This window comes from Arthrobacter sp. 10T416, assembly GCF_056394165.1.
Map to the genome: position 1 here is coordinate 698,639 of NZ_JBFTHI010000001.1, position 21,788 is coordinate 720,426.

At 67.6% G+C, this 21,788-nt stretch carries 22 protein-coding genes; 7 read left to right on the forward strand and 15 right to left on the reverse strand.

Annotated elements, in window-relative coordinates; all coding sequences use genetic code 11:
* Positions 1 to 120 precede the first annotated feature (120 nt).
* The 5 genes from mutM to coaD all read right to left on the reverse strand — a co-directional run bounded on the left by mutM (position 121) and on the right by coaD (position 3,260).
* Positions 121 to 1,080 carry a bifunctional DNA-formamidopyrimidine glycosylase/DNA-(apurinic or apyrimidinic site) lyase gene (gene mutM, locus AC1DBE_RS03220; protein ID WP_476969577.1) on the reverse strand — a complete coding sequence of 320 codons (960 nt, stop codon included), beginning with the start codon at positions 1,078 to 1,080 and terminating at the stop codon, positions 121 to 123.
* 8 nt (positions 1,081 to 1,088) lie between these two features.
* Positions 1,089 to 1,799 (reverse strand): ribonuclease III, encoded by a 711-nt coding sequence (gene rnc, locus AC1DBE_RS03225; protein WP_476969578.1) that lies wholly within the window; start codon positions 1,797 to 1,799, stop codon positions 1,089 to 1,091.
* 21 nt (positions 1,800 to 1,820) lie between these two features.
* A complete protein-coding gene (gene rpmF, locus AC1DBE_RS03230; protein WP_056738282.1) occupies positions 1,821 to 2,024 on the reverse strand; it encodes a 50S ribosomal protein L32 in 204 nt (67 codons plus the stop codon).
* Positions 2,025 to 2,060: 36 nt separating this feature from the next.
* Entirely contained in the window at positions 2,061 to 2,585 is a 525-nt protein-coding gene (locus AC1DBE_RS03235; RefSeq protein ID WP_146337283.1) for a YceD family protein, read from the reverse strand.
* A 174-nt stretch (positions 2,586 to 2,759) separates the two neighbouring features.
* Positions 2,760 to 3,260, reverse strand: coding sequence for a pantetheine-phosphate adenylyltransferase (coaD, locus tag AC1DBE_RS03240; protein ID WP_476879835.1), 501 nt, complete (start codon positions 3,258 to 3,260; stop codon positions 2,760 to 2,762).
* Positions 3,261 to 3,308: 48 nt separating this feature from the next.
* Between coaD and AC1DBE_RS03245 the strand changes: the two genes are divergently transcribed.
* From AC1DBE_RS03245 to AC1DBE_RS03255, 3 genes are read left to right on the forward strand one after another with little or no spacing between them, the layout of a single operon-like run.
* Positions 3,309 to 4,178: an SDR family NAD(P)-dependent oxidoreductase gene (locus AC1DBE_RS03245; RefSeq protein WP_476969579.1), complete on the forward strand. Its 870-nt coding sequence runs from the start codon at positions 3,309 to 3,311 to the stop codon at positions 4,176 to 4,178.
* Positions 4,175 to 5,383, forward strand: a complete 1,209-nt coding sequence (locus AC1DBE_RS03250; RefSeq protein WP_476969580.1) for an aminotransferase class I/II-fold pyridoxal phosphate-dependent enzyme — start codon at positions 4,175 to 4,177, stop codon at positions 5,381 to 5,383. The genes AC1DBE_RS03245 and AC1DBE_RS03250 overlap by 4 nt, the downstream gene beginning before the upstream one ends.
* Positions 5,380 to 6,210, forward strand: a complete 831-nt coding sequence (locus AC1DBE_RS03255) for a spermidine synthase (protein WP_476969581.1) — start codon at positions 5,380 to 5,382, stop codon at positions 6,208 to 6,210. Before AC1DBE_RS03250 ends, AC1DBE_RS03255 begins: the two co-directional genes overlap by 4 nt.
* On the opposite strand, the gene rsmD is transcribed toward AC1DBE_RS03255, so the two are convergent.
* Genes rsmD through thiL form a run of 4 tightly spaced genes read right to left on the reverse strand, consistent with a single transcriptional unit; the run spans position 6,207 to position 11,257 of the window.
* Positions 6,207 to 6,824: a 16S rRNA (guanine(966)-N(2))-methyltransferase RsmD gene (gene rsmD, locus AC1DBE_RS03260; protein ID WP_476903274.1), complete on the reverse strand. Its 618-nt coding sequence runs from the start codon at positions 6,822 to 6,824 to the stop codon at positions 6,207 to 6,209. The genes AC1DBE_RS03255 and rsmD overlap by 4 nt on opposite strands.
* Positions 6,825 to 6,872: 48 nt before the next feature.
* Complete coding sequence (locus AC1DBE_RS03265) at positions 6,873 to 9,098, reverse strand: ATP-dependent DNA helicase RecG (RefSeq protein ID WP_476903273.1); 2,226 nt, start codon at positions 9,096 to 9,098, stop codon at positions 6,873 to 6,875.
* The gene (locus tag AC1DBE_RS03270) at positions 9,088 to 10,179 is read right to left on the reverse strand and encodes a DAK2 domain-containing protein (protein ID WP_476879975.1); all 1,092 of its coding nucleotides are present in this window, start codon (positions 10,177 to 10,179) and stop codon (positions 9,088 to 9,090) included. Before AC1DBE_RS03270 ends, AC1DBE_RS03265 begins: the two co-directional genes overlap by 11 nt.
* 22 nt (positions 10,180 to 10,201) lie before the next feature.
* The gene (gene thiL, locus AC1DBE_RS03275) at positions 10,202 to 11,257 is read right to left on the reverse strand and encodes a thiamine-phosphate kinase (protein ID WP_476879974.1); all 1,056 of its coding nucleotides are present in this window, start codon (positions 11,255 to 11,257) and stop codon (positions 10,202 to 10,204) included.
* Positions 11,258 to 11,348: 91 nt separating this feature from the next.
* Here thiL and AC1DBE_RS03280 point away from each other — a divergent pair, with 91 nt between their 5' ends.
* Entirely contained in the window at positions 11,349 to 11,852 is a 504-nt protein-coding gene (locus AC1DBE_RS03280) for a DUF3515 family protein (RefSeq protein ID WP_476903272.1), read from the forward strand.
* 49 nt (positions 11,853 to 11,901) lie between these two features.
* Here the strand turns inward: AC1DBE_RS03280 and AC1DBE_RS03285 are convergent, their stop codons facing one another.
* Genes AC1DBE_RS03285 through murA form a run of 4 tightly spaced genes read right to left on the reverse strand, consistent with a single transcriptional unit; the run spans position 11,902 to position 16,323 of the window.
* The gene (locus AC1DBE_RS03285) at positions 11,902 to 13,050 is read right to left on the reverse strand and encodes a D-alanine--D-alanine ligase family protein (RefSeq protein WP_476969582.1); all 1,149 of its coding nucleotides are present in this window, start codon (positions 13,048 to 13,050) and stop codon (positions 11,902 to 11,904) included.
* Between the two features lie 2 nt (positions 13,051 to 13,052).
* A complete protein-coding gene (locus tag AC1DBE_RS03290; protein WP_476969583.1) occupies positions 13,053 to 14,111 on the reverse strand; it encodes an NAD(P)H-dependent glycerol-3-phosphate dehydrogenase in 1,059 nt (352 codons plus the stop codon).
* Positions 14,108 to 14,986, reverse strand: a complete 879-nt coding sequence (locus AC1DBE_RS03295; RefSeq protein ID WP_476969584.1) for a lysophospholipid acyltransferase family protein — start codon at positions 14,984 to 14,986, stop codon at positions 14,108 to 14,110. Before AC1DBE_RS03295 ends, AC1DBE_RS03290 begins: the two co-directional genes overlap by 4 nt.
* Positions 14,987 to 14,997: 11 nt before the next feature.
* The gene (gene murA / locus AC1DBE_RS03300; protein ID WP_476969585.1) at positions 14,998 to 16,323 is read right to left on the reverse strand and encodes a UDP-N-acetylglucosamine 1-carboxyvinyltransferase; all 1,326 of its coding nucleotides are present in this window, start codon (positions 16,321 to 16,323) and stop codon (positions 14,998 to 15,000) included.
* Positions 16,324 to 16,663: 340 nt separating this feature from the next.
* On the opposite strand from murA, the gene AC1DBE_RS03305 reads away from it, so the two are divergent.
* Positions 16,664 to 18,220: an HNH endonuclease signature motif containing protein gene (locus AC1DBE_RS03305; RefSeq protein ID WP_476969586.1), complete on the forward strand. Its 1,557-nt coding sequence runs from the start codon at positions 16,664 to 16,666 to the stop codon at positions 18,218 to 18,220.
* Positions 18,221 to 18,319: 99 nt separating this feature from the next.
* Complete coding sequence (locus AC1DBE_RS03310) at positions 18,320 to 18,694, forward strand: VOC family protein (RefSeq protein WP_476969587.1); 375 nt, start codon at positions 18,320 to 18,322, stop codon at positions 18,692 to 18,694.
* Between the two features lie 108 nt (positions 18,695 to 18,802).
* Here the strand turns inward: AC1DBE_RS03310 and leuD are convergent, their stop codons facing one another.
* Positions 18,803 to 19,405, reverse strand: coding sequence for a 3-isopropylmalate dehydratase small subunit (gene leuD / locus AC1DBE_RS03315; protein WP_476969588.1), 603 nt, complete (start codon positions 19,403 to 19,405; stop codon positions 18,803 to 18,805).
* Positions 19,406 to 19,452: 47 nt separating this feature from the next.
* Positions 19,453 to 20,907 carry a 3-isopropylmalate dehydratase large subunit gene (leuC, locus tag AC1DBE_RS03320; RefSeq protein WP_476969589.1) on the reverse strand — a complete coding sequence of 485 codons (1,455 nt, stop codon included), beginning with the start codon at positions 20,905 to 20,907 and terminating at the stop codon, positions 19,453 to 19,455.
* Between the two features lie 161 nt (positions 20,908 to 21,068).
* Between leuC and AC1DBE_RS03325 the strand changes: the two genes are divergently transcribed.
* Positions 21,069 to 21,788, forward strand: a complete 720-nt coding sequence (locus tag AC1DBE_RS03325; RefSeq protein ID WP_175322958.1) for an IclR family transcriptional regulator — start codon at positions 21,069 to 21,071, stop codon at positions 21,786 to 21,788.

The window sequence follows — 21,788 nt, forward strand, 5'->3', positions numbered from 1 at the left end:
CCCGGTGCCCCGTTCCGGCATCCGCTGCTCCGTAACTGCCCATTTGAGGCCTCACACGGGACTTAAGGAGCAATCGACGGGGTGGGAGGAGTGCGGTGCCCTGGTTCGCGGACGTGCGCGCTACCAGCGGCCGTTCCGTGGCCGCGGCTGGCAGACGGGGCAGGTGTAGGAGGAACGGTTCATAAATTGTTCCCGCTTCATCACGCTGACGATTCCGTTCCCGGCGCAGCGCTGGCATTCCTGTCCTTCGCGCCCGTAGGCGTTGAGTGAGCGTTCAAAGTAGCCGGAGGCGCCATTGACGTTGACATACAGGGAGTCGAAGCTGGTGCCCCCGGCGGCGAGGGCATCAGTCATGACCTGGCGGGCGGCGTCGAGCACCCGGTGCGCTTCGGAACGCCGGAGGGTGTCGGTGGGCCGCGCATAGTGGAGTTTTGCGAGCCAGAGGGCCTCGTCCGCGTAGATGTTGCCGATGCCGGAGACGAGCCCCTGGTCCAGCAGGGCCCGCTTGAGGCCGGTGCGGCGGCCCCGGAGGCGCAGGAAGAACTCGTCGAAGGAGAAGTGCGGGTCCAGCGGGTCCCGGGCGATATGTGAGGCCTCTTCGGCGATCAGCGGCAGGGGCGTCTCCGCGAGGCCACCCGGGCCGCCGTCCGCGGTGGGGATGAGGGTGGTGAGGAACAGGCCGCCGAAGATCCGCTGGTCGACGAACCGGAGTTGTTCGGGCATGCCCGTCGTCGGGCTCAGCCGCAGCCGTACCTTCAGGTGCTTCTCGTCCGCGACGGCCGCGTCCTGCATCAGGAGCTGCCCGGACATACCGAGGTGGGCCATCAGGGCCACCGACGGCGCGGGCTCAGTGCTGCCGGCAGCGTCGGGCTTGTCGGAGAGCGGGAGCCACAGGAATTTGCCGCGCCGGACGACGTCCAGCACCCGTGCCCCTTCGAGGTTGCCGGCGAAGTCCTCGGTGCCGAGGGCGTGCCGGCGGATGGAGCGGGGATCCAGCACCTCGACGGAAGTGATGGTCCGGCCGCGCACCCAGTTGACCAGGCCGCGCCGGACCACCTCCACCTCAGGCAGTTCAGGCACTGAAGGACCTAGGTGCCGGTCTGGGACTGCGCGGCGGGCTCGGGTGCCGAGAGACGGCGCCAGGCGTCGGCCGCGGCTTCCTGCTCGGCTTCCTTTTTGGAGTTACCCGAGCCGGTGCCGTAGTCGTTGCCGCCGATCCGCAGGATGGCTTCGAACGACCGCGCGTGGTCCGGGCCGGAGCCCTCCACCGCGTAGTTGATCGTGCCGAGCTGACGGCTGGCCGCGAGCTCCTGGATGCTGGTCTTCCAGTCGGTGCCGGCACCGAGGGCAGCGGCGTCCTTGAGCAGCGGCCCAACAAGCCGCATGACGAGCTGGCGTGCGGTCTCCAGTCCGTTGGACAGGTAGGTCGCGCCGATGAGCGCTTCCATGGTGTCCGCGAGGATGGAGGCCTTGTTCTTGCCCTCGGTCAGCTTCTCGCCCTGGCCCAGGTAGATGTACTCCCCCAGGCCGATGCTGCGGCCGACGCCGGCAAGCGCCTTGGTGCTGACGACGGCGGACCGGCGCTTGGCCAGTTCCCCCTCCGGCAGATCAGGGTTGTCGCGGTACAGGGCGTCGGTGACGGAGAAGCCCAGGATGGAGTCACCCAGGAACTCAAGCCGTTCGTTGGTGGGGATGCCGCCGTTTTCGTAGGCGTAGGAACGGTGTGTCAGAGCAAGACGAAGCGTCCCGGCGTCAATAGTGACACCGAGACGCTTCAGAAGCTCTTCAGTTGAAGACATCTTAGTCAGCCTGTTGGCGGATTAGACGTCTGCGACCTTGCGGCCCTTGTACTCAAGGAACAGCGCGGTGCCAGCCGAGTCGGTAACGACCTTTGCCTGGTGCGGCAGGCTGTAAACAACCTGTCCGTTTTCCACGGTCTTCACCAGGTGGGGGGCGGTTGCCTTCCACTGGGAGCGGCGGGCGCGGGTATTCGAGCGAGACATTTTCCGCTTGGGAACAGCCACGGCTAACTCATTTCTCTCTAGTCCAACACTTACAAATCAGTTTTGCCGGTCAGGCTTAGCCAGATCAGCTAGGGCAGCCCAGCGAGGATCTACGACCTCGTGGTGGTGCCCCGGCTCGTCTTCCAGGCGTACTCCGCATTCGGAGCAAAGGCCCTGGCAGTCTTCCCGGCACACCGGCTGGAACGGCAGCATGGTAACAACTGCGTCCCGCAACACCGGCTCAAGATCGATCAGATCGTGCTCGACTCGACGTTGCTCTTGTTCGTCTTCCTCATCCGGGAATTCAGCATCCCCGTAGAAGAAAAGTTCTTGCACATTGACCTCAAGGTCATACGCAAGGGGATCCAGGCATCGACCGCATTCGCCGGTTACTTCGACGTTCGCGGTACCTGATACCAGAATTCCTTCGTGTACGGCCTCCAGGCGCAGATCCAGCTCGACATCCGAGCCTTCCTGCACACCAATGAGCGCCACACCAAGGTCACTTGGTGCGGGTACATGTTCCGTCAGTGTCCGCATGCTTCCCGGACTGCGTCCGAGGTCCTTGACGTCGAACGCCAGGGGCGAACTAGCATCTCGTTTAATGAGAACTCCTGTTGAACATATGACCGACGTACCATCTTAGCCTGAACTTCCGGACGGACTCAAACCGGGCGGCAGGGCGCGTTTCGGCGCCACGATCCGGCCCGGCGGGGGCCGCGTTCCCGGCAGCAGGCCGCCGAGTACCGATCAAGCTTACCCTCTGCGGGACGGATCCTGGCCCGGCTCGCCGGTCCGGAGGCGTTTCAGTACTGACTTCGGCACGAACTCCGAGACATCACCGCCAAGGGTGAAGACTTCCTTGATCAGCGTGGAGGACAGGTGCAGGTAGTGGCCCTCGGCCGGGATGAACACGGTCTCAACGCCGGTGAGCTGCCGGTTCATGGTGGCCATCGGCAGTTCGTAGTCGAAGTCCGAGGACGAGCGAAGGCCCTTGACGATCGCCGATGCCCCGCGCTGCCGGCAGTACTCCGCAAGGAGGCCCTCCCCCACGGGTTCGACCACGATTCCGCGCAGGGACGCCAGGGTCTCCCGCGCCATGTCGAGGCGCTCTTCAAGCCCGAACCGGTACTTCTTGGCGTAGTTCGTGGACACGGCCACAATGACCTCGTCAAAGAGGCTGGCCGCCCGGGCGATGACTTCCAGGTGGCCGTTGTGAATAGGGTCAAAGGAGCCAGGGCATACAGCGCGTCTCATGCTCCGAACCTACCGCATGGGCCTTGCGGGCCGGGATAGCATGGCGGAATGTCAGCTTCCGGGAATTCTCCTTCCGCGCCCTTCACCGTCTCTGGAGGCGTGGTCCTCGTGACCGGCGCCGCCATGGGCATGGGCCGCCTGTACGCCCTGCGCGCCGCCCGGGAGGGGGCCGCCGTCGTGGTTCTCTGGGACGTCGACGCCGACGGCTTGGCCAGCACGGCCGGCGAGGTCACCGCGTTGGGGGCGCGCGCCGTCGTCCGTCGTGTGGATCTGGCCAGCCGGGAGTCCATTATGGAGGCCGCCGCCGAGGCAGCGTCCGAGGGTCCGCTGACGCTGCTGGTCAACAACGCCGGGATTGTGCGGGGCGCCCTCTTCTGGGAGCACGACCCAGAGCGTGACATCGCCCTGACCATGGACATCAACGCGCTCGCCCCGATGTACGTCACCCACGCCTTCCTTCCGGCCATGATGGCCGACGGCGGCCGGCCGCGCCGGATCCTGAACATCGCCTCTGCCGCCGGTACGGTCTCCAATCCGCGGATGAGCGTTTATGCCGCCTCCAAGTGGGCGGTGATCGGCTGGAGCGACTCCCTGCGGCTGGAACTGGAACAGCAGGGCCATGACCATCTGAAGGTCACCACGTTCTGCCCCAGCTACATCTCCACCGGCATGTTCGCCGGGGCTCGGGGTCCGCTGCTGACTCCGCTGATGAACCCCGACGACGCCGTCGAGCGCGCCTGGGGTGCCATGGTGGCCGGCCGGCCGCAGCTGATCGCACCGGCGATGGCTCAACTCGGGAAGGTACTGCGCGGGCTGTTGCCGGTCCGGGCCTGGGACTTCGTCGGCGGAAAGGTCTTCGGCATCTACACCACCATGGACAAATTCACCGGACGGACCGGTAAGGCGGAAACCCTGTGAGCGGGCAGCCGCTGTCGCCCTGGCAGCGCGCAGCCACCGGCGCGAACCTGCTCTCGCCCTCGGGCGATCTCGGTGTGACCATTTTCGAGGAAATGACCACCCTGGCGCACACGACCGGTGCCATCAACCTTGGCCAGGGCTTCCCGGATGAGGACGGCCCGGCGGAGATCAAGGATGCCGCCCAGGCTGCGATCGCCGCCGGCGCCAACCAGTACGCCCCGGGCAAGGGGATTCTTGAGCTCCGGGAAGCCATCGCCCTGCACCAGCAGCGGTTCTACGGCCTCACTCCCGATCCGCAGACGGAAATCGTCGTCACCACGGGCGCGACGGAGGCGATCGCGGCCGCCCTCCTGGCGCTGGTGGGGCCCGGGGATGAGGTGCTGACCTTCGAGCCGTTCTACGACTCGTACGGCGCCATCATTGGGCTGTCCGGCGCCCGGCACGTGACAGCGCCGCTGCTGGCCCCTGACTTTATGCCGGACCTCGACGCGCTGGCTGCGGCGTTCAGCGACCGCACCAAGGTGGTGCTGGTAAACAATCCGCACAACCCCACCGGCGCGGTCTTCCCCCGTGAGGTGTTGGAACGCGTGGTGGAGCTCGCCGCCCGGCACGACGCCGTCATCATCACCGACGAGGTGTACGAGCACCTCACTTTTGGCGCCGAGCACGTGCCCATCGCCACCCTGCCGGGCGCGGCGGAACGGACCCTGACGATCTCCTCGGCCGGAAAGACCTTCTCCTTCACCGGCTGGAAGATCGGCTGGCTCAGCGGCCCCGAGCACCTCGTGTCGGCAGCCCGGACGGTCAAGCAGTTCCTTAGCTACAGTTCCGGTACCCCGTTCCAGAGCGCCATCGCGGTGGGCCTGGGCCTGCCGGAGGAGTTCTACACCGGGATTGCCGACACGCTGCGCCTCAAGCGGGACATCCTCAGCGAGGGGCTCCGCGCGGCGGGGCTGGAGGTCTACACGCCGCAAGGGACCTACTTCGTCAACGTTGATACCGCGCCTCTAGGCATCTCCGACTCGGTGGACCTGGCCCGCCGGCTGCCCGAACTGGTGGGCGTTGCCGCCATTCCGGTACCGGTCTTTTGCCACGCGGAGGGCGCCGAGCGCACCCGCAGCCTGCTCCGCTTCGCTTTCTGCAAAAAGACCCACGTGCTCGAAGAAGCCGCCGAACGGCTCTCCACCCTCCGGGACAGGCTGTGAGCGCCGGGGACGCGGCGGCCAGTCCGGCCGGGAACGCTGGAGCTCCGGCGGGCGGCCCCGCGGCCACCCGGTTCCTGCGCACCACCGGTCAGCACGCCGTGATCGAGCGGGATGAATTCACCGACGGCGGATTCGTCCTCAGCATCGGCGGGGCCGAGCAATCCCACGTGAATCTGGCCGAGCCGGATGACATCTTCTACGAGTACCTGCGGCGGATCGGCCACGTGGTGGATCTTGCTGCGCCGTGGGGTGAACCCATTACGGCCCTGCACCTCGGTGCCGGTGCCCTCACGCTTGCCCGGTACATCCAGGCGACCCGGCCGGGCTCCGTCCAGTACGCGGTGGAGCTTGAACGGGAGCTGCTGGACTTTGTCCTGCAGCAGCTGCCGATGCCGGAGGGCACCGAGCTGCACACCCTGATCGGCGACGCCCGGGAGTCCCTGGCCGAGCTGCCTGCGGGGCTGCGCTTCGACGTCGTGATCCTGGATATCTTTTCCGGACCGGAAGCGCCGGAGCACATCGCCTGCACTGACTTCTACCGGGAGGCGGCCGCCCGGTTGACCCCGTGCGGGGTGCTGATCGTCAACGTCGGCGACGAACCGGGGCTGACGCTGGTGCGCAGCCAGGTGGCCGCGCTGCGCCGAGCGATGGCGGATGTGGCTGCCTTCGCCGAGACCGGTATGTTCGCCGGCCGGCATCCCGGCAACATCATCCTGACCGGCACGCAGGTCCCCTGGCCCGCCGCGTGGACTGCGGCCCTCACGGCTCGGGGTCCGCACCCTGCCAGAGTGCTGGCCGGTGTCGAACTGGACGTGCTGTCGGACTAGTCCTTGTCCCCCGCCGGGTCCGGTGCCGACACGGCCTGGGGTTCATCAACGCCGGGTTCGGCGAACCACAGCCGGGTCTCGCCGTATTTCTTCTCCGCGAAACGCTCCATACCCTCCGGCCATGAAGGCTCCGGCGTCCGGGCGGACCGTTCCACCACGACGACGCCGCCCGGGGCCAGGTGCGGGAGCAGCTTGGTGAGCACGGCCGCCAGCGCCACGTCATCAAGCGGGTACGGCGGGTCCAGGAACGCCAGGTCCCAGAGCGTCGCGTCGGCGGCCCGGTCCAGGAAGGATTCGACCTTGGAGCGGTGCACGGACACCACCTTGCGCCGCGCGACGGTGTTGACGAGGTCGGCGTTGCGCTGGCAGACCTCGCTAGCTTTCCCGTCGAACTCCACCAGGTCCACGGCGGCCGCGCCACGGCTGGCACTCTCCACGCCGAGGGAGCCGGAACCTGCATACAGATCCAGCACCCGAGCGTCGGCGATGACCTCGAAGGCGTCCAGCCGGGAGAAGAGTGCTTCCTTGACCCGGTCCGTGGTGGGGCGCGTTAGGGAACCCGGGACGCTGACCAACGGTGTGCCGCCGGCGGCCCCCGCGATGATACGGCTCATGCCAGTACGTCCCGCCGGGCCGGGGCAGCGCCGCCCATGGTTTGTGTTCTAGCCGCGTTCAAGGAACGCCTCCTTCTCCGGATTGAGGTAGTCGTCGATTGCCGCGGCGAGCACACTGTGCCGGGCCAGGTTCGGGTCGGCGGACACAATGGCCTGGGCGTCCTGCCGCGCCCGGGCGATGACGTCCTCGTGCTCCAGGACCCGCAGCAGCTTCAGCGTCGACCTGCCGCCGGACTGCGAAGCGCCGAGGATGTCACCTTCGCGGCGGAGCTTGAGGTCCTCCTGCGAGAGCTCGAAGCCGTCCGTGGTCGCCGCCACCGCGTCCAGGCGGCGCCGGCTGGGATGCTCCGGTTCCAGGGTGGTGACCAGCAGGCACGTTCCCGGCAAGCCGCCGCGGCCCACACGGCCTCGGAGCTGGTGCAGCTGGGAAATACCGAAGCGGTCCGCGTCGAGGATCACCATCAGTGTGGCGTTGTGCACGTCCACACCTACCTCGATCACGGTGGTGGAGACCAGCAGTTTGGTCTGGTTTGCCGTGAATGAGGCCATGGTTTCGGATTTGAGGACCGGGTCCTGGCGGCCGTGCAGCGGCGCGACGGGCACCCCGGCGAGGGCCGGTTCGTCGCCAAGCAGTTCGACGACGCCGGTAACCGACGCGAGCTCCCGGCCTCCGGTCTCCGCGAGGTCGGCATCGGTGGGTTCGGCCTCCCCCGGGCTGAAGTCACCGTCGTCGTCCGCTCCGATCTTGGGGCAGACCACGTAGACCTGGTGTCCGGCGTCGATCTCCTCGCGCGAACGTGACCAGATCCGGGTGGCCCAGGCCGGATGCTCGGCCAGGCCCACCACGTGGGTGGAGATGGGCGCACGGCCTGCCGGCAGTTCGTCGAGGATTGAGGTTTCGAGGTCACCGAACACGGTCATGGCCACGGTGCGCGGGATGGGCGTGGCCGTCATGACCAGCAGGTGCGGCGGTTTGCTGGCCTTGGCGCGGAGCGCGTCGCGCTGTTCGACTCCGAAGCGGTGCTGTTCGTCCACCACGATGAGCCCGAGGTCGTAGAAAGAGACGTTGTCGCTCAGCAGGGCGTGCGTGCCGATCACGATCCCGGCGGTCCCGGCGGCGGCGTCGAGCATGGCCTGTTTCCGGGCGGCCGTGGGCATCGAGCCGGTCAGCAGCGTGACCTGGACGGCGTCGGGGCCGAATCCGCCCAGCAGCCCGTCCCGGGAGAGCGGGCCCAAAGTGCGGCGGATGGATTCATAATGCTGGGCCGCGAGCACTTCGGTGGGCGCCAGCAGTGCGGCCTGTCCCCCGGCGTCGACCACCTGCAGCATGGCGCGCAGGGCAACAATCGTCTTTCCCGAACCCACCTCGCCTTGGAGCAGCCGGTTCATCGGCGAGTCCTGTGCCAGTTCCCCGGCCAGGGTCTTGCCGACGGCGGCCTGGCCGGCGGTCAGGGTGAAGGGCAGCTGCCGGTCGAAAGCCGTGAGCAGGCCGTCGGTGGCCGGCCGGCGGGCCGTCGCCTCCTCGGCCGCCAGCTGGGCCCGGCGCCGGGCCAGGGCGGACTGCAGGACGAGGGCTTCCTGGTACCGGAAGCGGTCGCGGGCGCGCTGCCAGTCGGCGGGCGACTGCGGGGCGTGGATGAGTCGGTAGGCGTCGGCCACCGGCAGGAACTTCTCGCGGGCCGCGATGTCCGCAGGGAGGGGGTCATCCAGATCCCCGAGCTCCACGGTGTCCAGCAGCGTGGTGATCACCTTTTGGATGGACCAGCTGGTTAGTTTCGCCGTCGCGGGATACACAGGAATGGGCATGGCGGCGAGCTTTTCCGGGTCCATCCCGGGAGTGTCGGGGTCCTCGTCGAGCAGCAGGAAGTCCGGGTTGGTCAGGCCCAGCGATCCTGCATAGCGGGTGACCTTGCCGGAGAACATCGCGCGCCGGCCCGGCTGGAGTTCCGCTTTGGCCCGGAAGCCGTTGAAGAAGCTGACCTTGAGGGTTCCGGGAACGCCGGTGCCGGCGTCGTCGGAAATCACGACGTCGGTTAGCGAACCGCGGCGGGCGCGCATGGCGCGGGTGCTGTTGGAGACCACCCGCGCAATGAGCGTCACTTCCTCGTCCAGCGGGACCTCGCTGATGGGGGTCAGTTCGCCGCGGCTCAGGTAGCGCCGGGGGAAGTAGTTCAGCAGGCCGCCGACGGTGCTGATGCCAAGGTGCTTTTCGATGACGGCTGCGGAGCGCTTGCCGATCCGGCGCTCCAGGCCCAGCTCAAGTTCAGCGTTCATGTCCGTCGAGGTCCGTGGTGCCGGGCCCGGTATCAGGACCCTGGTCCGGGATTCCCGCCGAGGAACTCTCCGAGGGGTCCCGGGGCAACGCGAGGTCGCTGACGTTGAAGTCCGAGGGTTCACCCAGCGAGCGGATGAGGGCGACGGCGGGCGCCGGGTCGGGCACGTGGACGTGGACCCGCCACCGGTAGGCGCCGTTGGCGTCGGCCTCGCCACCCACCTGGCTCATGATGACGGACTCCCCCATTTCATCGAGCCGCTGCCGCATGGTGGCGGCGTCCAGGGGTGAGAGGGTGATGGTGCACATGACTTCCACGCCGTCGTCCCGGGGCATGTCCGTGTGGATGTGGGGGTCCTGGACGTCGTACCCGTGCAGTCCGTCCAGCAGCTGGTCCTGCAGTTCCTCGCCCAGCACGGCGGAGCGCAGGCAGTCCAGCACCAGCAGCATCCCGACGCCGCCGGCGTCCACCACGCGGGCGGAGTGCAGGGCCTCGAGCTGATCCTCGGTGCGGACGACGGCGGCCAGGGCGGCCTCGACCGCGGCGTCGAGCGCCAGCCCCAGCGTGTGGTTACTGTCGTCGCCGTCGTGCTCCGCGTCCACAGCGGCGGCCGCCCGGGCCGCTGCCTCCATCACGGAAAGCATGGTGCCCGGTACCGGGTCACTTAGCGCCGACCAGGCCCTGATTTGGGCGCGGTTGAGAGCGGCTGCCAGCAGGGGCGAGCTGAGCCGCGGGTGCCCGGCCAGGGGCTCCGCCGCGGCACACAGGAAAACGGCGAAGAGGGTGCCGGAGTTACCGCGTGCCTGCTCAATGGCTGCCTGGCCCGCCTTGGCCAGGACGGCGCCGACGTCGTTCTGGACCGCGTCCGGCGGACCGGCCACGTGGACCGGGGTGCCCGGGTTCAGTTGCGGCAGCGTGGCAGTCTCAGTAGGGACGTCCTGCAGGGCCCGGGCAGCGGCGCGCACCGTCAGGTAGAGGTTGGTGCCGGTGTCACCGTCGGCGACGGGAAAGATATTGATGGCGTTCAGGCGGTCGCTGTGGTTTCCAAGCGTTGTCTCCGCCTTGCCCAACCACCGCTTCATCGCTTGCGCGTTGGCGGCAATTTTAGTCTGCAAAGTGATCCCATCCCACGGTGTCCGCGGGCCGGCCCGCTATCGTGACGCCCGTGCTGTCCGTCGGTGCAGAGGCCACTACCGAGCCTATCGCAGTGAAACCTTGAGGCAGCTGAATGCCGGCTGGAAAGGCTGCAAGCAGGCCATGGTCCTCTCCTCCGCCGAGCACCCATGCCATCGGGTCCGCGCCCAGCAGTGCGGCCGCGGGCAGCAGGTCGTCGCCGAGTTCTTTTAGTGCGGCCGGATCCAGGTCCAGGACGGCGTGGCTGGCTGCTGCCATCCGCTGGCCGTCGCGGACCAGTCCGTCGGAGATGTCCATCAGGGCAGTGGCGCCGGCCTCGCGGGCCAGCGGACCGGCCGCGAGCGGAGGCGCCGGGCGGCACTGGCTGTCCATCAGGCCGCGCTGTTCTGCGGTCAGCTCGGCCACCGGGGTGGCGGATTCCAGCAGGGCCAGGCCGGCGGCGGCGCGCCCCACGGTACCTGCGAGTGCCAAGGTGTCCCCTGCGGCGGCACCGGAGCGCAGCACAGGGGCGGCCCCGTCGAGGGTGCCCAGGATGGCGACACTGACGGCCAGTTCGCGGCCACGGCCCAGGTCTCCGCCGGCCACGGCACAGCCGGGCGCGCCGAGTTCGCGGATGCCCGCGCTGAGGCCGTCCGCGAAGTCCTCGACCCAGGACACGAGTGTTTCGGGGGGCATGGTGAGGCTGACCACCATGGAGGTGGCGCGGGCGCCCATGGCGTTGATGTCGCTGAGGTTCTGGGCAGCGGCCTTCCAGCCGACGTCGTAGCCGGACGTGCGGTAGCCGTTGTTCCATTTGAGCCGGAAGTCCTGGTCGGCCACCTGAGTGTCGATGCTGACCACAGTCCGGCCGTCCGGCGCCGCGACTATGGCGGCGTCGTCGCCGGGACCCAGCAACAGGGCGCTGGTGTCTCCGCCGTGCAGCCGCGGGAAGATCCGGGCGAGGAGGTCCGACTCGGAGAGCTGGGCCACGGTGAGGGACCCGGACTCTTCGGGCTTTGGGGACTTTTGCGTCAGTGGTTCGGGCACAGCCCTACGCTACCGCGAGGGGGCGACAACGACGGCGGGCTGCAGCTCCGCGGCGGCCAAACGGCTCCCCCGGCCGGGATAGGCTGGATGGATGCAGCAGTTCCGCCCGTCCGGCTTCCTTCGTCCGCTTCGTTTCCTGGCCACGGCGGCCGCTGCCGGGCTCGTCCTGAGTGCCTGCTCCCCCGTCGTCGACGTCACTCCGGCCAAGGACGCGGCGAACGCCGCGTGCGCGCCCATGATGCTGGCGCTGCCGGACAGCCTCGGCGACGCGAAGCTGCGCAAGACCAACAGCCAGGCCACCGCGGCGTGGGGTGACCCGTCCGTCGTCGTCCTGCGTTGCGGCGTCAATGTCCCCGGCCCCACCACTGACCGCTGTGTAAGCGTCAACGGCGTCGATTGGGTCATCAAAGAGGGAAACCCGGTGTGGACACTGACCACGTTCGGGCGCGAACCCGCCACCGAAATCCTCATGGACCCGAACAAGATCAGCTCGGCGACGGTCCTGGCGGAGCTCGCCTCGCCGGCGTCGAAGATCAAGGCCGCGCGCAAGTGCGTTGGCCAGGAAGACCTGCCGAACCTGCCGACCGGCAAGTAAAGCAGGGTTCCCTGGCCGAAGCGGAGCGAGGTTAGGGTGCCGGTGGGGCCTACCGCAGTCCGGTCCGGCGGTGCAGGGCCAGATGGATCAGTTCGTCGATCAGTTCCGCATAACCCAGGCCCGAGGCCTTCCACATCTGCGGGTACATGCTCTTCGGCGTGAAGCCGGGCATGGTGTTGATCTCATTGATGATCAGTTCGCCCTCGGGCGTGTAGAAGAAGTCCACCCGGCTGAGGCCCTCGGCGCCGACGGCGTCGAAAGCGACCACAGCTAGTTCGCGGACCCGGGCGATGGCCTCGTCGGGGAGGTCGGCCGGGCAGCTGAGCGCGGCGGCGTCGTCCTCCACGTACTTGGCGTTGAAGTCGTAGAAGTCGTGGCCGCCGCCGGCCACCGAGATTTCGCCCGGCATGGAGGTCCGCGGGGCGTCGGTCCCGCGGCCTTCCAGCACGGCGCACTCGATCTCGCGGCCGACGATGCCGGCTTCGATCACCAGTTTGGGATCGTGCTCCCGTGCCGCTTCGATCGCGGCGTCCAGGCCCTCGAGTGAATCCACCTTGGAGATGCCCATCGAGGAACCGGCCCGCGCCGGTTTGACGAAGACCGGGAAGCCGAGGGCGTCCACGCGCTTGCGGACCAGCTCGGGATCGGTGAGCCACTGCCGGTCCGTGACCGCAATGTAGGGCCCCACCCGCAGCCCGGCGGACTCGAAAACAACCTTCATAAAGTGCTTGTCCATGCCGACGGCCGAGGCCAGGACGCCAGCGCCGACGTAGCGCGTGTCGGACAGTTCCAGGAGACCCTGGACCGTGCCGTCTTCGCCAAAGGGTCCGTGTAGTAGCGGGAAAACGACGTCCACGGAGCCCAGTTCTTGCGGCACCTGGTTCGGGGCGGCCACAATCAGCTGGTGCTCCCCGCCGATCTCTGCGAGGGTCACGGTCTGGTCCGACGGGGCCACTTCCGGCAGGGAGGTCGCGGACAGCGACCATTGGGCGGTGTCGCCGGAGGCGAGGACCCACTGGCCGGTCTTGGCGATTCCAATCGGAATCACCTCATACTTGGCCTGGTCAATGGCGCCGAGGACGCCGGCCGCCGTGACGCAGCTGACCGCGTGTTCGCTGGAACGGCCGCCAAAGAGCACAGCCACCCGGGGACGCGGCCGGCTCGCGGAAGCTTCTGTTGATGCGTTGATCTCAGACACTCTTAGTAATCGCCTTCGGATTTCAGGTCCCGGGACAACAGGAGCGGTCCCAGTTCGTCAACGGACAGTTTTCCGGCCAGCACGGCGACGACGGCGGCCGTGATGGGCATTTCGACGCCGGACTTGCCGGCCAGTTCGTGCACGGCCTGGGCCGATTTGATGCCTTCTGCGGTCTGCGTCATCTCGGCGGTGACCTGGTCGAGGGTCAGGCCGGTACCGAGCAGGCGCCCGGCTGTGTGGTTCCTCGACAGCGGCGAGGAGCAGGTCGCGACGAGGTCGCCAAGTCCTGCCAGCCCCGCCATGGTCCGCGCTTCGCCGCCCAGCGCCAGCGTCAGCCTGGACGTCTCGGCGAGGCCGCGGGTAATGACGGAGGCTTTGGTGTTGTCCCCCATGCGTTTGCCTTCGCAGATGCCGACCGCCAGGGCAATGATGTTCTTGACGATCCCGCCGATTTCGACGCCGACCACGTCCGACGTCGTATACGGCCGGAAGTAGGGTGCCGTGCAGGTACGGGCGATCCAGCCGGCGGCCGCGTCATCGGTGCAGGCCACTACTGAGGCTGTCGGTTCTTCCCGAGCGATCTCCATGGCGAGATTGGGTCCGGACACGACGGCGACGCGCTCGGCGGGGATGGACAACTCTTCGCTGATGACCTCGCTCATGCGGGCGTCGGTGTGCAGTTCCAGGCCCTTCATCAAGGACACCACCATGGCGTCCGGTCCGATGAGGGACGACCATTCGCGCAGCTGAAGCCGGAGCGTCTGGGCGGGAACGGCCAGAACGACGAGGTCGGCTCCGTCCAGGACTTCGGCGACGTCGGTGGAGGCCGTGATGCTGGAGGGTAGCGCAATGTCCTTGAGGTACTGCTCGTTGCGGTGCGCGGTGTTGATTTGGTCGACGACGGCGGCGCGCCGGCCCCAGAGGCGGATCCGGCGATCGACGCCGGAGGCCGCAGCGGCGTCGGCGAGGACTTTCGCGAACGTGGTCCCCCAAGAACCAGCGCCGAGGACCGCGACGTTCAGGGCAGAACCGGTGGCGTCTGTGTGGTGTCCGGCCGTCACTTGGTACCGTCCGCGGCGCTACCGGCGTCGGCGTCCGTTGCAGTGTTGGTGACAGGCGCGGCGCCGGTCTCGGGCGCGGTACCAGACTCAGGGGCAGTGGCTGGGGCGCTGGCGCCCGCGCTATTCGAGGTGCTGCCGCCACGTTCCACGAAGCGCCCGTGGGCTGACTGGTTGTGGGCCGACGGATCCCAGCGGACCAGCGGGGGCTGTCCGCCACGCAGGGTGGCCAGCAGTTCAGTGATGGCGTCCATGATCACGTTGGTGGCCTCGGTGAGGGTCGCTTTGTCCAGCGGGCGGCCGGCAAAGGCGCTCAGGTCCACGGGGTCGCCGACCAGCACACGGGACGTCTTCCGGGGGAAGATGTGGAAACGCTTGGCGTAGCGGGGGAAGACCTCGTGCGCCCCCCAGTGGGCCATCGGGACCACGGGGATACCGCTTTCCAGCGCCATCCGGGCCGCCCCGGTGTGGCCTTTCATCGGCCACAGGTCCGGGTCACGCGTCAGCGTACCCTCCGGATAAATGATGATGGCTCCGCCCTCGTCCACGACTTCCCTGGCGACCTGAAGCGAACGGTTGGCACCCGCCGTCGAACGTTCCACCGGGACCTGCTTGGTGTTGCGCAGCACCGAAGCCAGCACCGGGACCTTGAACAGGCTGCCCTTGGCGAGGAAGTGCGGCATCCGGTTCTGGTTGTAGAGCATGTGCCCGATCACCAGGGGGTCGATCTCCGTGCAGTGGTTGGGCACGGCGATGAAGCCGCCCGCGGGGAGCTTTTCAAGGCCCTCCCACTTCTTGTTCATCAGCAGGTTCATCACCGGCCGGACAATTCCGGCCGTGATGACAAAGGTGATGTGGCTCTTGGCGGTTTCCTTCACGGTGGTCCCCGCTACCGGGCCGACGTGATGTCGAAGTCGGCGCCGAGGCCGGCGAGCTTTTCGGTGAAGCGCTCGTAGCCGCGGTTTATGATGTCGATTCCGGTGACCTTTGAGGTGCCGGTGGCGGCGAGGGCTGCGATGAGGTGGCTGAAGCCGCCGCGCAGGTCAGGCACATCAATGTCGGCGCCCTTGAGCTGCGTGGGCCCTGAGATGACGGCGGAGTGCAGGAAGTTGCGCTGGCCGAACCGGCAAGGAACGCTGCCTAGGCATTCGCGGTGCACCTGGATGTTGGCGCCCATCCGGATGAGGGCGTCAGTGAAACCGAACCGGTTTTCGTACACGGTCTCGTGCACGATCGACACGCCTTCGGCCTGTGTCAGGGCGACCACCAGCGGCTGCTGCCAGTCAGTCATGAACCCGGGGTGTACATCGGTTTCGAGCACCAGCGGGTTCAGCTTGCCGCCCGGGTGGTAGAAGCGGATGCCGTCCTCGCCGATGTCCATGCCGCCGCCCACTTTGCGGTAGGTGTTCAGGAAGGTCATCATGTCGCGCTGCGTGGCGCCTTCGACGAAGATGTCGCCGCGGGTCACCAGCGCTGCCGAGGCCCACGACGCCGATTCGTTGCGGTCGGACAGGGCGCGGTGGTTGTAGCCGCCCAGGGCCTGCACGCCTTCGATCCGGATGGTGCGGTCAGTCTGGACGCTGATGATGGCGCCCATCTTCTGCAGCACGGCGATGAGGTCGACGATTTCCGGTTCCGTGGCGGCACCGGAAAGCTCGGTGATTCCCTCGGCGCGGGTGGCGCTGAGCAGGACCTGCTCGGTGGCTCCGACGGACGGGTACGGCAGGGCGATTTTGGCGCCCTTGAGGCCATGCGGAGCGGAGATGTGGATGCCGCCCGGGCGCTTCTCAACGACGGCACCGAACTGGCGCAGGACGTTGAGGTGGTAATCGATGGGGCGGTCGCCGATCTTGCAGCCGCCAAGGTCCGGGATAAAAGCCTCACCAATGGCGTGGATCAGCGGACCACACAGCAGGATCGGGATGCGGGAGTCGCCGGCATGCGCGTCGATGGCCGTGTGCGAGGCCGTCTTGGCGTTGGTCGGRTCCAGGGTCAGGTCGCCCGTGACGGGGTCCTTGTCCACCGTGACGCCGTGGAGCTGGAGCAGGCTGGTGACAACTTCAACGTCCTTGATCTCCGGCACGTTGCGCAGCACGGAGGGCTCGTTGCCCAGCAGGGCAGCGACCATCGCCTTGGGGACAAGATTCTTGGCCCCACGAACGGTGACGCGGCCGGTCAGCGGGACGCCTCCGCGGATTGTCAGAACACTACTCATTTACCAGTTTCCTCACGACTACTCGCCCCCAAATCCTTACAAAGGCTCCAGCTAAGCATAGGAGCTAGCGTTACCGATCTGAAATACGGCACGGTCCTAGGCGACCGATTCCACTGGTGGGCCGCGGTGGAAATCCCTGACGGCGCCGGGCACGGCGCGTGTCTTCGGGGCGGGGTTTGTCGGCTTCCGTCGCGACGCCGACGGCGATGGAGGCGGCGGGCGGGTGCGCGATTGCTGCGGCTGGGCTGGTGCGACGTCACACGGCGGGGCGGTGAGGTTGGATCGATGGCGCGTTGCTGGTGGTCGCTATTTTGTCGTACCCCCTTGGGAGACTTGGTTTATGGGAAGCGGTGCAGCTCTCGCGTTTCGTCCGGCTGGTGGGCCGGGCGGTGATCAGCGCGGCGCGCAGCCGGACGGCGCTGTGTTGGATGGTGCTTCGTTGGGTCGGGTGCTGGCCGGGTTGCGGGGGGTGAGTGCGACGGCGGCCGCGGACGCGGCGTTGTTCGGGGTCGGTGAGGCCGCGGAGTTCGCGGCCAGGGTCGAGGAAATCTCCCGGACCGTGGAGTATCTGCAGCTCATCGGTGCGGCCGCGGTTGAACGCACCCGCACCCAAGCCGCCACCACCAACGACCCGGTCCTTGATGACGGGTACCGGCGGGCCGGGGATTTCCTCCGCGCCCGCCTGCACATCAGTGCCGCCGAAGCCCACCGCCGGCTCGCCCTGGCCGGGACCGTGCTGCCCCGCACCGGGACCACCGGCCAGCCCCTGGCACCCCGGCACGAGGAACTCGGCGCCGCCCTCGCCACCGGAACCCTGAACTCCCGGTCCGCCACGATCATCAGCCAGGCCCTGGACCGGGTCCGGCCCTTCACCGACCCCGGGACCAGCACCCGGATGGAACACGCCCTGACCGCCACCGCCACCGAGTACGACCCGGACTTCCTCACCCGCATCGCCCGCCGCTGGAYCGACGCCCTCGACCAGGACGGCACCGAACCCTCCGAAGAAGTCCTCCGCCAACTCCAGGGCGCCTTCATCCGCCGCCCCCGCCACGGCCTCCACCACMTMGAAATCTTCGCCACCACCGACCAGTTCGAACACCTCCTCACCCTCATGAACACCGCCACCAACCCCCGCACCCCACACACCGGCACACCCGACGGAACCGCCCAGGGCGCGGAGCCCCAGGACAGTGCCGACGCCACGAACAGTGCGGGCACCGCGGACAGCGCGGCGGCCCACGACCTCGGTCGACCTAACAGTGACGACATCGCGGACGGTGTGGCGGGTGCTGGGCTGGACCGGCGCTCCCGCCCGCAGAAACTCCTCGACGGCCTCATCACCGGCTGCAAACTAGCCCTCGCCAACGGCGGACTGCCCGCCACCGGCGGCCACCGACCCCAAATCATGGTCACCATCAACTATCAGGACCTCTACAACCACCTCACCACCAACGGCGCGGGTATTGGCGCGTCCGGTACGGGGGCGATGGTGTTCACCGGACCCGTCACCGCCTCCACCATCCGCAAAATCGCCTGCGACGCCGACATCATCCCCGTCCTCCTCGGCACCACCGGCCGGATCCTCGACATCGGCCGCACCAGCCGCATCTTCCCACCCCACATCCGCAAAGCCATCACCGCCCGCGACCACGGCTGCACCTTCCCCGGCTGCACCATCCCCGCCCCCTGGTGCGAAGCCCACCACATCACCTACTGGTCCCACGGCGGCACCACCAGCACCGACAACGGAACCCTCCTCTGCTCCCACCACCACCACCTCATCCACAAAGAACAATGGACCATCCACAACCACAACGGCACACCCTGGTACACCCCACCACCACACCTCGACCCCACCCAACAACCCCGACGCAACCGCCACTTCCGACCCTAAAAAGCGGTTCAGCCCTGACGGCGTGCCCGTCCAAGCTGGGATCGGGACGCGACACGTAGGAACGAACCTGGGCTTCGGATCGTGGGCTATCGTGGGGCCATGCCAAGCAAAATTGCGACCATTACCATCGATGCCGTCCAGCCACGCGTTGTAGCCGACTTCTGGTGCGCGGTCCTTGACTGGCAAGTAGTCGACGAGGACACCGGGATCGTCAGCATCGCCCCGAAGGACAACTCCTGGCCGTCCATCGACGTGATCGCCGTCCCCGCGGCGAAAGCAGCCAAGAACCGGCTGCACTTGGACTTGCGGGCCGACGGGGTATCCACGAGCGCCGAACTGGAGCGACTCCTAGCCCTAGGTGCCCGGCGGACAGACGTGGGCCAGGGACCCGATGTGAGTTGGGTGGTCCTGGCCGACCCGGAGGGCAACGAGTTCTGCCTGCTGTCCCGGACAGTCCAGGATCTCGCCGAGTAGCCGTCAATTAGCCGAGTAGTGACCGCTTCAACGAAAGTGCCGCCGTCGGGTCCCTGACCCAACGGCGGCACTTCGGCACGCCTCGCCAAAGAAGGCAGCAGGAAAGCCCTAGGAAAGCCTGGCCGGCAGCGTGGTGGGCTTGAACGCGGGCCTCGTGGCCTCGTAAGCGGTGATGTCCTCTTCATGCTGCAGAGTCAGGCCAATGTCGTCCAGGCCCTCGAGGAGGCGCCAGCGGGTGTAATCGTCAATCTCAAACGGTGCCACGACGTTGCCGCACTCCACCGTCTTGGACACGAGGTCCACCCGAACCTCGGTGCCTGGCGCGTTCTCCAGTACCTTCCAGATCAGCTCGATGTCATCCTGGGCCACCTCGGCAGCCAGCAGTCCCTGTTTGCCGGAATTACCGCGGAAGATGTCGGCGAACCGTGAGGACAGGACGGCTTTGAATCCGTAATCCTTCAGCGCCCAGACAGCATGCTCGCGTGATGAGCCCGTGCCGAAGTCCGGACCGGCCACCAGAACTGAGCCGGCGCTGAAGGGTTCCTGATTCAAAATGAAGGCCGGGTCCTTGCGCCAGGCCGAGAACAGGGCATCTTCGAAGCCCGTCCGCGTGATGCGCTTGAGGTAGACGGCAGGGATGATCTGGTCGGTGTCGACGTTGCTCTGGCGCAGCGGGACACCGATGCCGGTGTGGGTGGTGAACTTTTCCATGGCGGATCCTTCGGGGCTGTGGGGACCGGGGCAGGCCTGACGGGAGGCTAGACCGCTGCGGCGTGGCGGGCGGAGGCTTCGGGCGCCGGGTCGAGGTCCGAGGGTGAGCTCAGGGTGCCGCGCACCGCCGTCGCGGCCGCCACGACCGGCGAGACCAGGTGGGTGCGGCCGCCCTTGCCCTGGCGTCCTTCAAAGTTGCGGTTGGACGTGGAGGCGCAGCGCTCCCCCACCTCCAGCTGGTCCGGGTTCATTCCCAGGCACATCGAGCACCCGGCAAAGCGCCACTCCGCGCCGAAGTCGGTGAAGACCTTGTCCAGCCCCTCGGCCTCGGCCTCGAGCCGGACGCGGGCAGACCCCGGGACCACCAGCATGCGGACAGCCGGGTCCTTGGTGCGGCCGCGGATGATGTCCGCCGCAGCCCGGAGGTCCTCCATCCGGGAGTTGGTGCAGGAGCCCAGGAAGACAGTGTCAACGCGGATGTCCTTCATGGGCGTGCCCGCCTCGAGGCCCATGTATTGCAGCGCCCGCTCGGCGGCCGCCTTGGCGTTTTCATCGCCGAAGTCCGCGGGGGCCGGGACCTTGGCGGACAGGGAAACACCCTGGCCGGGGTTGGTGCCCCACGTCACGAACGGTTCCAGCGTGTCGGCGTCGAGGTCCACCTCGACGTCGAACGCAGCGTCATCGTCGGTGCGCAGCGTGTTCCAGTATTCGACGGCGGCGTCCCAGTCCGCACCCTCGGGTGCATGCGGGCGGCCGTGCATGTAGTCATAGGTCGTCTGGTCAGGGGCGACCAGCCCGGCGCGGGCACCGGCCTCGATGGACATGTTGCAGATGGTCATGCGGGCTTCCATGGACAGCGCCCGGATGGCAGATCCGCGGTACTCCAGGACGTACCCCTGGCCGCCGCCGGTACCGATCTTGGCAATCACGGCCAGGATGATGTCCTTGGCGCTGACCCCGGGACGGAGGGTGCCCTCGACGTTGATAGCCATGGTTTTGAACGGCTTCAGGGAGAGCGTCTGCGTGGCCATCACGTGCTCCACCTCGGAGGTCCCGATGCCCATCGCGAGCGCCCCAAAAGCGCCGTGGGTGGACGTGTGCGAGTCGCCGCAGACCACCGTCATGCCCGGCTGCGTGAGACCCAACTGGGGTCCCACCACGTGCACGATCCCCTGCTCGGCGTCGCCGAGGGAATGCAGGCGGACCCCGAACTCCTTGCAGTTATTGCGCAGCGTTTCGATCTGGGTCCGGCTGGTGAGGTCCGCGATTGGCTTGTCGATGGCCAGCGTGGGAGTGTTGTGGTCCTCGGTGGCGATGGTGAGGTCCGGCCGGCGCAGCTTGCGGCCGGCGAGCCGCAGCCCTTCGAAGGCCTGCGGGGAGGTCACTTCGTGCACGAGGTGAAGGTCGATGAAGAGGAGGTCCGGCTGGGCACTGGCGCCTTCGCCGTCCCCCTTGCGCACCACGTGCGCGTCCCAGACTTTCTCGGCCAATGTCTTTGCCACGGCCTGCTCCCTTCACTGCTGTTTTCACCACTGGATTGCCTGCGCTGCTCCGCGACAGATCCCTTTTCGGCGGGTTGATGAGTTCCACTGAAGCAGGACTGTTACCAAATACGCCAGCGCAATGATTTGCATCTCAGATATTGAGACGGCAATATCATTACATGGACAATTCTAGTGGCGTCGGCGTCATCGATAAAGCGGCCCATGTGCTCGATGCACTTGAGGCCGGCCCCACCACCCTGGCGCAGCTCGTTGCGGCTACCGGACTCGCGCGCCCCACGGTGCACCGCCTGGCCCTCGCGCTGGTCCATCACCGCCTGGTGAGCCGGGACATCCAGGGCCGGTTTGTACTCGGCAGCCGTCTGGTTGAACTTGCATCGGCCGCCGGTGAAGACCGGCTGATCGCCTCCGCCGGTCCGGTCTTAATGCAGCTTCGTGACGCCACCGGTGAAAGTGCCCAGATCTTCCGGCGCCAGGGCGACTGGCGCGTTTGTGTGGCCTCGGCGGAACGGCCCATCGGTCTCCGCGACACCATCCCGGTGGGCACCCAGCTGTCCATGAAGGCCGGCTCCGCCGCCCAGGTGCTGCTGGCCTGGGAAGATCACGACCGGCTCCTGGAGGGCCTCCAGGCCGCCCGCTTCACGCCTACTGTTCTGGCGGGAGTACGACGCCGGGGCTGGGCGCAGAGCCTCGGGGAACGTGAGCCGGGCGTCGCCTCCGTTTCGGCGCCGGTCCGCGGGCCTTCCGGACGCGTGATTGCCGCTGTGTCCATCTCCGGACCCATCGAACGCCTGACCCGCCAGCCCGGCCGCCTGCACGCCGAGGTGGTCTGCAACGCGGCCCGCGTCCTGACCGAAGCCCTGCGCAAGACCAACGACTAG